The organism is Gammaproteobacteria bacterium, assembly GCA_024235095.1.
Classification (GTDB): domain Bacteria; phylum Pseudomonadota; class Gammaproteobacteria; order Competibacterales; family Competibacteraceae; genus UBA2383.
The window spans coordinates 63,274-78,961 of record JACKNC010000004.1 but is presented as its reverse complement, the minus strand read 5'-3'; the positions used below and the strand labels follow the sequence as shown (position 1 = coordinate 78,961).

At 56.8% G+C, this 15,688-nt stretch carries 10 protein-coding genes; 1 reads left to right on the top strand and 9 read right to left on the bottom strand.

Going from position 1 to position 15,688, the window contains the following annotated elements:
• Positions 1-204 precede the first annotated feature (204 nt).
• The 7 genes from H6973_20350 to H6973_20320 form a co-directional block, all read right to left on the bottom strand.
• Positions 205-456, bottom strand: a complete 252-nt coding sequence (locus H6973_20350; GenBank protein ID MCP5127871.1) for a DUF29 family protein — start codon at positions 454-456, stop codon at positions 205-207.
• A gap of 131 nt (positions 457-587) precedes the next feature.
• On the bottom strand, positions 588-4,100 hold the full coding sequence (locus H6973_20345) for a DUF4214 domain-containing protein (protein ID MCP5127870.1): 3,513 nt from the start codon (positions 4,098-4,100) through the stop codon (positions 588-590).
• 212 nt (positions 4,101-4,312) lie between these two features.
• Positions 4,313-6,094 carry an AAA family ATPase gene (locus H6973_20340; protein MCP5127869.1) on the bottom strand — a complete coding sequence of 594 codons (1,782 nt, stop codon included), beginning with the start codon at positions 6,092-6,094 and terminating at the stop codon, positions 4,313-4,315.
• Between the two features lie 248 nt (positions 6,095-6,342).
• Complete coding sequence (locus tag H6973_20335; GenBank protein MCP5127868.1) at positions 6,343-8,112, bottom strand: AAA family ATPase; 1,770 nt, start codon at positions 8,110-8,112, stop codon at positions 6,343-6,345.
• Positions 8,109-8,966 (bottom strand): penicillin-insensitive murein endopeptidase, encoded by an 858-nt coding sequence (gene mepA / locus H6973_20330; protein MCP5127867.1) that lies wholly within the window; start codon positions 8,964-8,966, stop codon positions 8,109-8,111. Before mepA ends, H6973_20335 begins: the two co-directional genes overlap by 4 nt.
• A 150-nt stretch (positions 8,967-9,116) precedes the next feature.
• Complete coding sequence (gene sppA, locus H6973_20325; protein ID MCP5127866.1) at positions 9,117-10,091, bottom strand: signal peptide peptidase SppA; 975 nt, start codon at positions 10,089-10,091, stop codon at positions 9,117-9,119.
• A gap of 15 nt (positions 10,092-10,106) precedes the next feature.
• Positions 10,107-11,156 (bottom strand): RluA family pseudouridine synthase, encoded by a 1,050-nt coding sequence (locus tag H6973_20320; GenBank protein ID MCP5127865.1) that lies wholly within the window; start codon positions 11,154-11,156, stop codon positions 10,107-10,109.
• 228 nt (positions 11,157-11,384) lie between these two features.
• Between H6973_20320 and H6973_20315 the strand changes: the two genes are divergently transcribed.
• Positions 11,385-12,191, top strand: a complete 807-nt coding sequence (locus H6973_20315; protein ID MCP5127864.1) for a hypothetical protein — start codon at positions 11,385-11,387, stop codon at positions 12,189-12,191.
• A gap of 125 nt (positions 12,192-12,316) precedes the next feature.
• On the opposite strand, the gene H6973_20310 is transcribed toward H6973_20315, so the two are convergent.
• Together H6973_20310 and H6973_20305 are read right to left on the bottom strand one after the other, a co-directional pair.
• A complete protein-coding gene (locus tag H6973_20310; protein MCP5127863.1) occupies positions 12,317-14,974 on the bottom strand; it encodes a DUF4214 domain-containing protein in 2,658 nt (885 codons plus the stop codon).
• Positions 14,975-15,151: 177 nt separating this feature from the next.
• The gene (locus H6973_20305; protein MCP5127862.1) at positions 15,152-15,352 is read right to left on the bottom strand and encodes a hypothetical protein; all 201 of its coding nucleotides are present in this window, start codon (positions 15,350-15,352) and stop codon (positions 15,152-15,154) included.
• Between the last annotated feature and the right edge of the window lie 336 nt (positions 15,353-15,688).

Here is a 15,688-nt window from a genome sequence, read left to right as displayed (position 1 = left end):
GCAAAGGGGGGTGAGGGGGGATTTGAACGCCGTGGATCGAAGCTGCTCGTCAGAATCCCCCCCAACCCCCCTTTTTCAAAGGGGGGAGCTTCTGCGCTGACCCTATCAGCTCTATTCGCTAACATAACGAGAAGTGGTATAAGTCGGGCCATGTAGGGTTGCCGTCTTTTTGGCAATCCCACATGGCCCTAAATCCCCATGCCGTCAATCCGGCCAGAAGGTCTCATCCATCATTTGGGCGAAGGAGAAGGGACAGGCGGGTTGAAAGCGCCACTTGAGGAGGTGAAGCAACAGGACGACCAGTCGGTTAAGCAGTTCGCGCTGTTCGCTGCGGCCCATACTGTCAATCTCCTCGGCAATGTGAACCAGGTCGGCCTCGGCCCATTGACCGGCGCGTAGCAGACCGGCCTGTTGGTGGGTCCATGCGTAGAAGTCTGTCTCGTAAAGGCTGGTCATGATGGCGCGTAGTCTCTTGGAAGCCGTGTTCCCCGAAGCGAATTCCTTTAGCTGGGAACAAATGATCGATGATTATTGGCCGGAATCCCCCTGCCCCCCTTTTTCAAAGGGGGGAGTGAATACTGACGCGGTTAGAATCCCAAGGCTTCCATGAAGCCAGTGAATTCCGGCGAGAACAGGAAGCCGAGCATCACGTCATAGCGTGGCGAGCCGAGCACTAGCTGGGTCAACCAGAACTCCAGCCCTTCATCATCCGGTTCCCGCTGGAAGAAGGTCAGATACAGGTTGGTGAGGAACTGGATGTTGGTGGTGTTCCGACCGATGTATTCATCGCTGAAGAAGAAGAAAGCGGCCATCTCGCGGAACACCGGCTTGACATCTTCGCCGTTTGCCTGCTTCTCGGTAATCTGGTTTTTCCAGAAAGCCAAACCGTCTTCTTCCGGCTGGCGTTCGAGAATCGAGACGTAGTAGTGGGTGATCAAGGTTGTGGCGGAATCACCGCCCGTGATTTCAATGCGGTAGTCCTGCTGAGACAGCGCATTGCCGTTGGCGCGGTTGATCACCTGGAGGGTGAAGAAGTAGACGCCTTCGGTGGTGGGAACCCCTTTGAGCACCGTGGCGTCAGTCAGGCTGTCCTGCGTGAGCGCGAGACCCGGAGGGAGCACGCCAGCGGCGACGCTCCAGACCGTGTCGGCGTTGGCCACGGGGGTGCCGACGTAGCGGGCTTCGAGGGTGGCGCGGTAGGGTTGACCCAGCGGGGTGCGGGACAGGATGCCGCCACTAATGGCCAGATTCGGCATGCCGGGGCCGCCTGGGTCGAGGATGTTACCGTCTCTTGCCAAGTCGGAATCGCCGGTGCCGCCGTCGGTGATCAGCAGGGTGATGGCGTTACCCTGAACAATCGCGCCGGGCAGGACATACCAGTGCGGTTCGCGGTTGTCTTCGGTGGGGCCGTATTTCCAGTATTGGGTGCCCGGTGGGAGGGGTTCCGGGTAAACGGTGGTCAGGGCGAGGACGGTTTGACCGGCCTGGCATCCGGTGACGGTGATTTCCAGCAGGCCATAGGGTAGATCGATGCCGTCGGGGCCGGTGGTCGGGGCGCCAGGATCGCCCAGTTTGAGGGTGCGAGTGGTGATCACGGCGTCTTCGCAGGCTTCGGCGACACCGCTGACCGTTTGGTTGGGTTGTTCCGGGTTGGGTTCGGTAAAGGTGGCGTCGCGCACGACGAGCAGCGTGGGGAGGGTCACGCTGTGGTTGGCGGTGTCGGTGACGGTGAGTTCGACCACCGATTCGCCCGCTTCGACTGGGGCGCCGCTGAGGAAGCCGGCTTCGCTCAGGGTGAGACCGCTGGGCAGGTCGCGGGCGCTGAAGGTGTAGGGGGGCCGGCCACCCAGGGCGTACAGGGTTTGCGCGTAGGTGGTATCGACCAGTCCTTCGGCAAGCAGGGTGGTGACCAGCGTTAGGTCGCTGGTGACGGATAGGTCATAGGTGCGCGTGCCACTGCGGCCCAGTTGATCGGCGACGGTGATGACCACCGGGATGCGGCTACTGTTGGTGGTGGGCGTGCCGCTGACCACGCCATCGGCGCTCAGGGCGAGGCCGGGCGGCAGGCCGGTGGCGGCATAGGTGTAGGGCGGTCGGCCCCCACGGGCATTGAGGACGACGCCGTAGGGGACGCCCGCCACCAGGTCCGGCAGCGTGGGCGTGGTCACCACGGGAATTTCGGTCGCTGCACCGGGGGTGAAGCGGGCGATCACCGTGCAATCGACCAGGATCGGGCCGGTGGTGTAGAGCGTGCCAGCCAGCGCGCCCTGGCAACCGGCGGCGGTAGCGACGTAGCCGGGGGCTGGGGTGACGGTGAAGGTGGTCGTGCCGCCGGGATTGACGAGCTGCCGGTCGGGGCTGATCGTGCCGTTTGAACCGGCGACCGAGGTGACGGTGTAGGCGCTGGTGTTGGGGTAGAAGCTGGCGCTAATCATGCAATCGGCAGTGATTGGACCCGTGGTGTAGGTCGTGCCGTCGAGGGTGCCGCCGCAGCCGCTGACGTTGGCGAAATAGTCGGTGTCCGGGATGACGGTGAAGGTGGCGATGCTGCCGAAGTTGACCGGGACGGATTCGGGGCGAATCGCGCCGCCTGCGCCGGCGGTTGCGGTGATGGTGAACACGCCGCCGCCGTCGAATTCCACCGCGCCGATGTCGACGAGGCCGTTTTGGATGCGCGCTTCGCCGCGCTGGTCGGTGGTGACGCCTTGAGGGATCAGGGTGTTGTCGCCGGCGTCAATCGCGGGGCTACCGGGAATCGGCAGGTGGGTCTGGGTGGGGCCGCCATTATCGGCCAAGGGCGCAATGGCGGTCGTCATGGAGCCAGCAAGAATCAGGTCGCTGGCGACGGAATCCGCGCCTTCCAGCCCGGCCTCGGCATTTTCACCGAACAGGTTGTGGCCCAGGGAGTTGAGCGTGCCATTGCTGCGGATTTCTTTGCCCGTGGGCGCAGTGTTGCCCACTACGATACTGTTGCCGATGGACAGCGGCACCGTGTTCCATATACCACCGCCGACACCCAGCGCGGAATTGTTGACGATGGTGCTGTTGAGGATCAGAGCGGTCGCTGCGCTGTAGATAGCGCCACCGCCTAAACCTGAACTTTCTCCCAATGCAGAATTTCCAGACAAGGTGCTATTGCGCACATTCATAGTGCCGCTACCTATATGGTAGATACTGCCGCCACTATGGGTGGTCGAGTTATTCGACAGCGTGCTGTTACTTATTACCAAATCGCCATCTTTATTGTAGACGCCACCACCGTCTATCGCCGTACCATCCGACAAGGTCACGTTATTAATCGTCAACTTACCCCCATTGAATATGTTGCCACCGTAAAGCGGAACTATATTGCCTGATAGGATACTGTTCTCAATGGTCAGCGTACCATCGCCGCCGTTAAGAATACCACCGCCACGGCCAAAATCTGGAGACGAAGTTAAATTGTCAGTCAGTATGGTATTTGTGAGGGTCGCTGTACCAGCGTTAAAAACACCACCGCCATAAAAAACCGCTGAATTGTTGACCAATGTGCTGTCGTTTACATTCAGAATCCCAGCGTTAAAAATACCACCGCCACTACCATCATAATATCCGTTATTATACGCTGAATTATCGGCCATGGTGCTATTATTTACAGTCAATGTCCCATTATTATAGATAGCGCCACCATCTCTGTTAATTTTACTAGACTGAATAGTGCTATTGCTGAGCGTCAACGTCCCATTATTATGAATCCCGCCATTCTGGAGCTTCAAATCCGAGATACTAACGGTTGCATCGGCATTGATCGTGAAAATCCGTGCGTTGTTGCCAATGATGGTTGTCAGGCTCTCTCCTAAGCCTTCCAGCGTCAGATTTTTGTTGATGGTCATGCCGCCGGTGCTCAAGACAAAACCGCTGAGTCCCGATTGAAACAGGATGGTGTTGTCGGTGTCCTCGGAGGCGTTGACATCAAGAATCGCCTGGCGCAGCGAACCGGGGCCGTCGTCGTTGAGGGTCGTCACCAGGAGAGTAGCCGCCCCAGCCGGGGGCGAAAAGGCAATGACAAAAAGAATCGGCAAGATGAGTACGAGGGGGATGGGTTGTCGATAACGCAACATCGGTTTTCTCCTGTGTGAATCGAAATGAAGGGAAAGTGGCAGAGTGTTCCTTTTATGTTTAGTTGCGCATTGTATGATTGTCAATACTGTAATGCAGCGTTGCTTGAGTCGTGAGTGACTCTGGATTCCCCCCTTTAGCAAAGGGGGGTAAGGGGGGATTTGAATATCGTGGGTCTGGCGGCGGGTTCGGAATCCCCCCCGGCCCCCCTTTTTCAAAGGGGGGAGAGGGTAACCGACCGCCACACAACGCGCTCCAGGCCCACGCCCACGACTGCGTACAAACGTAGATCGGTCAAGCCATAGCGCTCCTGCAAAGCGGCCCCGTAACGCCGCGCCTGTGCTTCTGCTGCTTGTAACTGCTCCTGAATCGGGGGTAACGTCATCAACGCGTCCCGACTCTGCCCGCGCACCGCTTCCCCGGTCAATTTCAGGTCTTTCAGACTGACGTATTTGAATTCCAGCAGTAAATCCAGCGCCTGAAAGCGGCGCATGTCCGGGCGCACGATCAGACTCAAATCGATATAGCCATGATCCATTTCGGTTTCCGACACCATCATATACAACCGGTCATCGAACAACAGCGTCAGAAAAGCCAGTTTGATCACCAACTCGTTCGTCCAGCGATAATCGCGATTGGACAGCACCGGTAAATAGCGCTGTTCGATAAATTGTACAAGCGGCGCTAAATCGCCGTGGAGATAAACCGTTTCGGCCAGGGCCGGAATTGTTTGCCGGTCTTCGTAGGTGGGCAACCACCGTTCGCGTAAACGCTCCACGTACAATGATCGGGCGACGAGGTTAGGGATGTTCAGAATCGCCTTGCCCAACAAACCTTGCCCAGTGAGGGTTAACACCCCAAAGTAATACAGCAGCGAGGCCATGAATGGCTGATCTTTAACCGCCGCCAGCACGTCCGCTACGCCGAAGCGTTGGGACAACTGCGGAATGATCACCCCTTCCTCACCATTCAGGGCTTGAATCAGGAGGTCTTCCCCATGCGGCAATTGGGCGATATAGGCCAGCTTGTTCCGATCCATCGCCAGATTCTCGTCGAGCATGCGCCGGGGATAGTGGCCCTCGTTCTGTAAGGCTTTCAGAAAGTACAAGCTTAAAGTCGGGTTATAGAGGCGCTCACCCCCGGTTTCGCTAAAGCAGTAGCCGTTATAAAACGTACGCATCAAATCGAGGGCCTCAGATGCAAACCAGGAACCGCCCTCGGTCGCCAGTTGCTCCAGCACGTGGGCGATTTCCACTTCGGTGAACCCGCACAGGTCGTTAAATCGCTCATCCAGATAGATATTCTCTCCGACGTTATACCCGCTGGTCATGTCGCTGAGGACAATCGGCGACACGCCGGTGATGAACACCCGATCCAGACCTTGCCCGCCCGCTGCCGCTTTCACTGCCTTGAACACGGTTTTCAACAATCCCTCGCCATAAAGCAGGCCCTCGTAAAAGTCCTGCTTGCGCCCGGTCATCAGCACGTCATTGGCGAAATTGTCGTATTCGTCAATGAGGAGATAGAGTTTGTAGGGTGTTTCGGCAATCGCGGTCATCGCCGATTCCCAGGAGGCGATCGCATTGTCGGGATAAATGGTGATAGAAGCCGTCAGACGCTGGGCGTAAGCGCGCTGGAATTTGACGATGCGTTCATTCAGATGCTGATGTAAGGCGGTTTCGATCTCTTTAACCTGCCCTTGGGCTTTCACCAGGGAAAAATCCCATTTCATCACCAAGTACTGGTTATGTAGCGGTGTCGGATTTCGTCCGATGGCCAGATTGCCGAACAGGGCGTCGAATTGCTCGGCCCGGTTCACGTTGTAGTAATGCTCCAGCATCGACAGCAGCAGGCTTTTGCCAAAGCGGCGCGGGCGGATGAAGATCAATTGCCGTCCTGCGTTCTCCAGTTGCGGAAGGCGGTCGGTGCGGTCCTGATAAAAGTAGCCGTCCTGAATGAGGGTGGCGAAATCGCTTAATCCATAGGGAAATTTCATGACGGGGTCTTACCTCCCGTTAGGTTTAGCTCGAAAAGCGGATGAACCATCAAGACGCCAGGGCCGCCAAGAGAAAGAATCGGCAAATGAGGTCCTGCATGGCCAGAGGCGATGGTGGATCATCAACGGCAACATGCCCGCTACAAAGAGCGTGGGCGAGCGCTACAAGGGCTACTTCACGGAATCTGTGGGTCTGACGGAGGTCGTCTAAGGTCATTTGCGGATCAGAATCCCCCCGGCCCTCTTTTTCAAAGGGGGGAGAGGGCGACCGACCGCCACACAACGCGCTCCAGTCCGACGCCCACGACTGCGTACAAACGTAGATCGGTCAAGCCATAGCGCTCCTGCAAAGCGGCCCCGTAACGCCGCGCCTGTGCTTCTGCTGCTTGTAACTGCTCCTGAATCGGGGGTAACGTCATCAACGCGTCCCGACTCTGCCCGCGCACCGCTTCCCCGGTCAATTTCAGGTCTTTCAGACTGACGTATTTGAATTCCAGCAGTAAATCCAGCGCCTGAAAGCGGCGCATGTCCGGGCGCACGATCAGACTCAAATCGATATAGCCATGATCCATTTCGGTTTCCGACACCATCATATACAACCGGTCATCGAACAACAGCGTCAGAAAAGCCAGTTTGATCACCAACTCGTTCGTCCAGCGATAATCGCGATTGGACAGCACCGGTAAATAGCGCTGTTCGATAAATTGTACAAGCGGCGCTAAATCGCCGTGGAGATAAACCGTTTCGGCCAGGGCCGGAATTGTTTGCCGGTCTTCGTAGGTGGGCAACCACCGTTCGCGTAAACGCTCCACGTACAATGATCGGGCGACGAGGTTAGGGATGTTCAGAATCGCCTTGCCCAACAGCCCCTGCCCGGTCAAGGTTAACACCCCAAAGTAATACAGCAGAGAGGCCATGAACGGCTGATCTTTAATCGCCGCCAGCACATCCGCCACGCCGAAGCGTTGGGACAACTGCGGAATGACCAGGCCCTGCTCGCCATTGAGGGCCTGAATCAAAACCTCTTCCCCATGCGGCAATTGGGCGATATACGCCAGCTTGTTGCGATCCATCGCTAGATTTTCGTCAAGCATCTCTTGCGGATATTCGCCTTTGGTGTGCAGATGTTTGAGAAAGTACAAGCTCAAGGTCGGATTGTAGAGACGTTCGCGCGCTTTGGGACTGAAGCAGTAACCGTTGTAGAAGGTGCGCATCGTCTCCAGCACCGCCGTTGGCGGCCAGGAACCGCCCTCGGTAGCCAGTTGCTCCAGCACGTGGGCGATTTCCGCTTCAGTAAACCCGCACAGGTCGTTAAACGTCTCATCCAGATAGATATTCTCCCCGACGTTATACCCGCTGGTCATGTCGCTGAGAACGATGGGCGAGACGCCGGCGATGAACACCCGATCCAGACCTTGACCGCCCGCCGCCGCTTTCACTGCCTTGAACACCGTTTTCAACAACCCTTCGCCATAGAGCAGGCTCTCGTAAAAGTCCTGCTTGCGTCCGGTCATCAGCACGTCATTGGCGAAATTGTCGTATTCGTCAATGAGGAGATAGAGACGATGCCCGGCCAACTGGATCGCGGTTAGCAATGCGCCAAAGGAATCAATGGCGTCTTCTTCGCAGATACGGACGTTGAGTTGATAATGCGCCGCACAGCGCCGGATGCATGAATTAATGTGCCGATGCAGGGCCGCTTCAATCGCGTGGACCTCCCCTTGCGCTTTCACCAGAGAGAAGTCCCATTTCATCACCAGGTACTGGTTATGCAGCGGCGTCGGATTTTGTCCGATGGCCAAATGCCCGAACAGGGTCTCGAATTGATCGGCCCGATTCACATCGTAGTAATGCTCCAGCATCGACAGCAGCAGACTTTTGCCAAAGCGGCGCGGGCGGATGAAAATCAATTGCCGTCCTGCGTTCTCCAGTTGTGGAAGGCGGTCAGTGCGGTCCTGATAAAAGTAGCCCTCCTGAATGAGAGTGGCGAAATCGCTTAATCCATAGGGAAATTTCATGGCGTGGCCTGCGCAGCGTTGCTCAAGACGAACTGGCACGCTGCTGGCAGATTTTCCACAGAAGGCGGTTTAGGCTTCCGATACGGCTTGGGCGACCGCGCCGCCTGGACGAGATCACGAACCCAATTCCCTAAATCAGTGTCACAACCATCACCCAGCGGGATCGGATTCTGTGATTTACACTGAGCGGAATTTGGGGGACAGGCCAACCGAACATGGAAATGCGCATCGTGACCCCACCAGGGACGCAACTTGTGCAACCAGCTTCGATCCGTTTCACTCTCGCACAATGCTTGCTTGATAATCGCATTCACAAAGATGCGCTCGACATACGGCGATTGCGCGGCGAATTTCAAAGCGTCGCGGTAATGCGGCGACCAACGGGAAAGATTTAAGGCGCCATCGGCGGCGCGCACCATCGACCGCATGTTGATCTGCTCGGTATCCGCCCTAGATAAGATGCGATCACGCGGTTGCTGCAAAAACCATACATCCACATCCAGCCCACTTTGGTGGCTGCGGTGACCATTGGACATGGGGCCGCCACGCGGTTGTCCCAAGTCGCCAATCAATAATCGGCCGCCGCGCGCCGCCGCCTGCCGACCCTGCTGTTCAATGAAGCGAATCAGCAACGGATGACCATAATAGCGGTTGCGACTAGCGCGCATCACCTGATAACCATCGCCCACCAGCGGTAAGGCGACTGCTCCGGCAATGCAGCCATTCGCGTAAGAACCGATGACTTCAGGTTGGCCCACGAGCGGATTGCGGACTTGACTCCAGGCATTACCGGCATGGGCGGCAGTCATGCCCGCGGATAGCAGGAACAGGAGTGTAATGAATCGAATCGTCATGCGAATGTGCTCCTTTCAGTGCAAGATAGATGGGCAGGGCTCCCCCTTTGAAAAAGGGGGCTGGGGGGATTTCGCACGGGCGACGAGGCTAGAATCCCCCCTCACTCCCCTTTGCTAAAGGAGAGAACATGCAAATGCACATCCACGATTTTACCGCCACTGCGGTGTTCCCTCGATGCTCAATCCCTCCCGCAGCGCCGCTCCTGCACTGGCCTCCACCTCATCCAGCAATCGCTCGATCCAACCGGTGTGCTGGGTGTAGTCCAGGATCGTCTTTTCCCCAATGACCTCCTCGGCCACATAACGGGCGCTGCCCAGAGCATCCACCAGACCCAGTTCCACACCCTGCGCGCCGGTCCACATCAGACCACTGAAGATCTCAGGCTGATCTTTTAACCGTTCGCCCCGGCCTTTTTTTACCGCCGTGATGAATTGCTGGTGAATGGCGTCCAGCATCCCTTGTAAATGTTGAACCTCGTCCGGATTCACCGGCTTGAAAGGATCGAGAAAATCCTTATTGACGCCAGCGGCATAGGCCCGCCGCTCCACGCCCAGCTTGGCGATTGCCTCGGTAAAGCCAAAACTGTCCATGCGCACGCCGATAGAGCCGACGATGCTGGCCTGGTTCGCGTAGATATTCTGCGCCGCAGCGGCAATGTAATAGCCGCCCGAAGCGCACACATCACTGACGACGGCGTGAACGGGAATTTTGGGATATTGCTCGCGCAGTTTCCAAATCTCATCGTAAATCTCTCCCGCCTGCACCGGACTGCCGCCGGGACTGTTGATTTGCAGGATGACGCCTACGGTATTGTTATCCTTGAACGCTTTGCGCAGCGCTCCGATAAGATTCTTGGCGCTGGCTTCGGTGCTGCTGGCGATCAGACCCTCCACGCGAACCAGGGCGGTATGACGCTTGGCGCTGGCGGTGGCCTTGCCGAGATTGTCCGGCCAGGCCAGAACAAGCAGCAATACCAGATAACCGAAGAACAGGAATTTGAAGAAAATCCCCCAGCGCCGCGCTCGCCGTTGCTCGGTGGCCGAGGCGAACGCCAGTTTGGTCAGGGTGTCCCGCGCCCAGCGCTCATCATCGGGGGGACTGGTATTCGGATTCAGCTCATTCATCGTGAATTCTCGGCATTATCGCTTAAATGACCGCTTGCCCCTCGCAGGGGAAGCGGGCCAGGGAGAAGAAAGGTTAGAAGAGTGGCCACGCGGTTTCGCTGAACCGAGAAGATCCAGCACCGCCTTGAGTTCGGCGTCCAGGGGCGCGCTGACAGCGATCTCCCGCCCACCCAGCGGCAAATTCAGACTGTGCGCATGCAGAAACAGCCGGCGCAGCCCATAACCTTCTGCCATCGTCCGGTTGAAAACTGCATCGCCATACTTGTCGTCGCCCGCCAGGGGATAGCCGATATGCGCGGCGTGAACGCGAATCTGATGAGTGCGGCCCGTGGCGATGCGAACTTCCAGCAGAGAAGCGGTTGCGTGCAAACTCACCGGACGGAACCGGGTCAGGGCGGGTTTGCCATCGTCCAGCGCTTCGACCATACGTTCCCCACCGCGCAGGATGTTGCGCCGCAACGGCTGGTTCACTTCATGCGCACCGAGATTCCAGTGACCCCGCGCCAACGCCAGATAGCGCTTTTCTACCCGCCCGTCCCGGAACGCTTCCTGAATGTGCCGCAACGCAGTCGGTGTCCGCGCCAGCATTAGACAACCGCTGGTTTCCCGATCCAGCCGGTGCGCCAACTCCAGAAACGGCTCCTCGGGCCGCAATGCCCGCAGAATTTCAATGATCCCGTAATCGACGCCGCTGCCCTTATGCACCGCCAGTCCCGCCGGCTTGTCCAGCGCCAGCAGGTCCCGGTCCTCGTAAATCACCGCTGCCCGCAATCGTTCGGCCAGCCCTGACGGCGGATGGAAGGGCCGATCATCCGGTTCCGCCAGCCGCAGCGGCGGAATGCGCAGCACATCACCGGTTTGCAGACGATGACGAGGTTGAACCCGTCCACCGTTCAAGCGCACTTCACCGGTGCGTAAGATACGATAAATCAGGCTCTTGGGCGCGCCCTTCAGTTCACGCAGCAAAAAGTTGTCGAGGCGCTGGCCGGTATGTTCTGGCGCAATTTCCAGGTAGCGCACCCTGTTGGAAGACGTGGAAGCTGGCATTATTTGAAGCGCGTTCATCAGACTGTTATAGTTGCAAAGGTTGTCGCCAATGACCCGAAAGGTCGGCGAAACTGGAACAATACACGATATCGGTTTTCACGCCTGCGCGCCATTTTGCCCGGCGAGCGGTGGTTTTCAAAGGGTTTTTCCGTCGCTCAACCCCTTTTCAACCCGAGCGGCTCTTGATCGCGCTCCCAGCCGATCCGCCTCTAAGCCCGGTTTTCAAAGGGGGGAGAGGAATGTGATATGACCGACCGCCTGACCGATTGGCATTGGTTGTTTGGCCTGACCCTCACTGATCTTTTCCAGGATACTCCTTGGCGCGTGGAACTCGAACGCAACCTGGCCTTGCAAAAGCAGCAGCTGGATGTCGCCATCATTGAACAATGCGCATCCGGCGGCGCGGGCGAATTGCCCGACGGTCTGGAGAATTTTCGTCGACACAACCTGTTGACCTATAAATCGCAGCGCGAGGCGATGGACGGCTGGGCGTTTGACGAACTGCTCGGTCATTTTGTCAATTACCGCAAGCAGTTGGAGGATGACGAAGGGAACCTGCCCGACGTCGGTCAGTTTCAATTGTATGCTGTCGCCACCCGCCATCCGCGTGCGCTGAGTCAGGGGCAGCATCTACGCAAGACCGCTTGGCCGGGGGTTTCTGACGTAGTGTGGGGAACGCAAACCGTGCGCCTGATCGTCCTTAACCGGATTGCGCCGCACCCCCGGAATGCCTTCTGGGAACTGTTCAGTAGCCGGCAGGAACGTATCCGTCACGGGGTGCGGCATTATCGTCCCCGGCGCGCTGGCGCTTGGGAATTGCTGTATCAATTGTACTTGACCCATCTTTTGGAGGATCCGCGCATGGCCCAGACCCTGGCCGAATTCGCTGAGGAAATCCACCGCCGGTTCCTGGACAGCATTCCCCTGGAGGCGTGGCTGCGCGGCCTGCCGCCCGAGGAGCGGCTGCGCGGCTTGTCCCCCGAGGAGCGGCTGCGCGGCTTGTCCCCGGAGGAATTGCAGCAGTTGGAAGCCTATTTGAAAACCCGGCATTAGCCCAGCCTGCCTCCCTTGGCGGACGCTGACGATCTAACCCGGTCGCGGGAGATTTCATGACCGGGTCGGCTCCAGGAAAAGAGGTCGGGAATGCATGGGAATTGCATCCTGCGCCCTAAATTCCTTTAGAACCCCAGTTCTTCCATGAAGCTAGTGAATTCCGGCGAGAACAGGAAGCCTTGCATGGCTTGGTTGCGCGACATACCGCCGACCAATTGTACTAACCAGAACTCCAGCCCTTCATCATCTGGTTCCCGCTGGAAGAAGGTCAGGTACAGATTGGTGAGGAACTGGATATTGGTGGTGTTTCGACCGATGTATTCCTCGCTGAAGAAGAAGAAAGCGGCCATTGCGCGGAAAACCGGCTTTACATCCTCGCCGTTTGCCTGCTTCTCAGCGATCTGGTCTTTCCAGAAGGCCAGGCCCTCTTCTTCCGGCTCGCGTTCGAGAATCGAGACGTAGTAGTGGGTGATCAGAGTCGTGGCGGGATCGCTGTTTTCGAGAGCAAAGGTCGCGGTGACGTTCTTGGCGGCGTCCATCGTAACCACGCAAGTCCCAGACCCCGAACAGGCTCCGCTCCAGCCAGCAAAGGTGGAGTTGCTGTCGGGGTTGGCTGTCAGCGTGACTGATGCGCCTTCGGGATAGCTTTGTGAACAGTCGCTGCCGCAGTTGATCCCAGCGGGGTTGCTGCTCACCGTACCGGTTCCGGTTCCGGTTGTGGTCACGGTTAGGGCATGGGTGGGAACGGTAACGGCGTATTCACCAATCAGCGCACCAACGGTAGCTGTTAACTGCTGTATATTGACACCATTGGGAAAATTGGCATTGCCAATGAAATGCGTCTCAAACAGTATACCGGGAATTAAATCATCTTTGACTGTGACCGGGATGTACACTTCGCGGCTTTCGCCAGGATCAAGCGTACCTATGGTCAGAGTCACGATGTGACCATAGTAACATCCATCGTAACGATCACAACCTGATGCAGAAGCGCCGGTGATGCTACCAGGCCCAAAAGCCTTGAGTTCATTAGGCACCATCCACTGAATTCTGACATTTTCCAAGGATGCTCCAGAAATGGGGTTGGTATTGGTCACCATCAACTCATATCGAAAGTCATCGCCTTGGGCTAGTGGGTCTTTGCTGAGCGCAGCCGTCATGCTGAGAGGAACAACAGTGCGCGCCGAGACAGACAATGCTGAACGCGCTGCCCAGGATTTAAAGCTGGCATCATTTACGAGACGCGCTTCTGCTTGCAGCAAACGGCCTTCGAGACCACGGGTATCCTCAACCACAACCTGCCGACGGCTGCCCCGACCTGAGCCAAGCGGGCCGATGTTGTCCCAAACGATGATATTGCCGGTCTGGATGCCGCCATCGCTGTCCAGCACTTGCACCTGATCGGGCAGAGTCAGTTCCAATGAACCATTGGCAGCGGCAAAATCGGTGTTGCCATACAGCAGCTCGTAAATAAGCTGACCCGAGGGCATAATCGGCGCAGGATTGGCGCTGAGATTGATATCCAGAGTTTTAAATTGCTCGATAGCAATAGTATCGGCGACTATGACTGGTTCAATAAGAGGATCAGCGTCATAACTGCCGAAAAATCGAATTGGAACCAAGTGACCAAAAGATGCATCGTTTTTTGTCCACACTGGGATTTGTATTTCACGACTCTCGCCGGGAAGCAAGGTGCCTACGGAGAGAGTCAGTATGTGACCGTAGTAGCACCCATCGTAGCGATCACAACCTGATGCAGAAGCCCCGGTGATTCTGCCTGGCCCAAAAGCTGCGAGCTGAGGCACCATTCCCCAAATCCTGACATTTTCCATCGGTGCTCCTGAAGTCGGGTTGGTGTTAGCAACAGTCAGGTGATAGAAGAAACCTTGCCCACGCACCAACGGATCGTCACTAACAGTCAGCGCCAATTCAAGTGGACGGTTATTGCGAAACGGCGTCAGGAGTGATGCCCTTACATCCGGTCCTGCTACGCCTACCTTGTCATCAATTTCAGCTTGGGCGTATAAGACATGGCTAACGTCGTTGATCGAATCTTGCACCTGAACTTGTCGGCGGTCGCTGGTTCCGGAATTGAGTTGGTCAATCGACCAGATGATGTTGTTGCCAAGCAATGTGCCGCCGCCATTGTTAAGGACAGTGACGCCGGTAGGGAGTCGCAGGGTAAGATCGGCATCATTCAAAGCCTGTGTACCAGAATTGCTGAATGTCAGTGTATATGTGAGTTCTTCGCCGGGCATGAGTGGCGTGGGTGTCGCGCTGAGTTCGATATCCAGTGTGCTTGCGGTTGCGATGGTCAGTGTTTCCTTCACTAGAAGCTGTTCGCTGTCAGCGTAGCTCCCCTCAAACTCGGCAATCAGTGGTTGGGGTAGTTCAGTGATTGGAATGTTGGAGCGCGCCCATACTGGGATTTGTATTTCGCGACTTTCGCCGGGAAGCAAGGTACCTATGGTCAGAGTTACGATGTGACCGTAGTAGCATCCATCGTAACGGTCGCAGCCTGATACAGAGGCGCCGTTGATTCTACCTGGCGAGAAAGCCGCAAGCCCATCAGGCACTGTCCACCGGATTTTGACATCTTCCAGCGGCGCACCTCCTTGCGGGTTAGTGTTGGTGACCATGAGGCGATAGAAAAAGCCCTCGCCAGGGACAACTGGGTCTTTGCTAACGCTGGTCAGCAATTCAAGTGGCGCGGCGCTAGCCAGCGCGGGCAGGAAAAAGCAGCACAGCAGAAACACGCTGCGCCAGAGGCAATGTCGTTTCATCAGAAATCCCCTGTAGTTTTAGGATATTGTGAGTGGACATAGAAGCGGTGAACACTCAATGGCGAGCAACCGGATACTTGTACGGGAGAGACAGAATGTCTCTTGAGGAAAGTATCGAGATCAACTCAATGTGTCATCACAAACAGACAGGGTGTAATGTACAAAAAAAAGCAAAAGTCAAAATTTCACGTAACACGGCATTTGCAGGATATAAAGCTCAGTCTCCAGCGGAGCGCTGACGGCAATCTCCCGTCGCCCAGCGGCAAACTTGGGTGCACCCTTCAATTCGCGGAGCAGAAAATTATCGAAGCGCTGACCAGCGTGTTCTGGAGTGATTTCCAGACGGCGCACCCCACCGGGCGATGCAGAAGCAGGCATTATTTGAAGCGCGTTCATCAGACTGTTATAGTTGCCAAGGTTGTCGCCAATGACCCGAAAGGTCGGCGAAACTGGAACAATACACGATATCGGTTTTCACGCCTGCGCGCCATTTTGCCCGGCGAGCGGTGGTTTTCAAAGGGTTTTCCCGCCGCTCAACCCCTTTTCAACCCGAGCGGCTCTTGACCGCGCTCCCAGCCGACGGGCAACGACCTTTGGCGTATTGGGGACGGCCCCTTGTTGGGAACCTTGATTCCCCAGGCTATCTCCCACCCCAGACACGCCTCGGCGACAACCGCGTTGCCTCCGGTGATGGTTGAGCGCAAGGAATCTCAA

What these genes read in the sequence shown, in the direction of transcription:
- H6973_20350 (MCP5127871.1), bottom strand. Translation starts at nt 456, where the DNA reads ATGACCAGCCTTTACGAGACAGACTTCTACGCATGGACCCACCAACAG.
- H6973_20345 (MCP5127870.1), bottom strand. Translation starts at nt 4,100, where the DNA reads ATGTTGCGTTATCGACAACCCATCCCCCTCGTACTCATCTTGCCGATT.
- H6973_20340 (MCP5127869.1), bottom strand. Translation starts at nt 6,094, where the DNA reads ATGAAATTTCCCTATGGATTAAGCGATTTCGCCACCCTCATTCAGGAC.
- H6973_20335 (MCP5127868.1), bottom strand. Translation starts at nt 8,112, where the DNA reads ATGAAATTTCCCTATGGATTAAGCGATTTCGCCACTCTCATTCAGGAG.
- mepA (MCP5127867.1), bottom strand. Translation starts at nt 8,966, where the DNA reads ATGACGATTCGATTCATTACACTCCTGTTCCTGCTATCCGCGGGCATG.
- sppA (MCP5127866.1), bottom strand. Translation starts at nt 10,091, where the DNA reads ATGAATGAGCTGAATCCGAATACCAGTCCCCCCGATGATGAGCGCTGG.
- H6973_20320 (MCP5127865.1), bottom strand. Translation starts at nt 11,156, where the DNA reads ATGAACGCGCTTCAAATAATGCCAGCTTCCACGTCTTCCAACAGGGTG.
- H6973_20315 (MCP5127864.1), top strand. Translation starts at nt 11,385, where the DNA reads ATGACCGACCGCCTGACCGATTGGCATTGGTTGTTTGGCCTGACCCTC.
- H6973_20310 (MCP5127863.1), bottom strand. Translation starts at nt 14,974, where the DNA reads ATGAAACGACATTGCCTCTGGCGCAGCGTGTTTCTGCTGTGCTGCTTT.
- H6973_20305 (MCP5127862.1), bottom strand. Translation starts at nt 15,352, where the DNA reads ATGCCTGCTTCTGCATCGCCCGGTGGGGTGCGCCGTCTGGAAATCACT.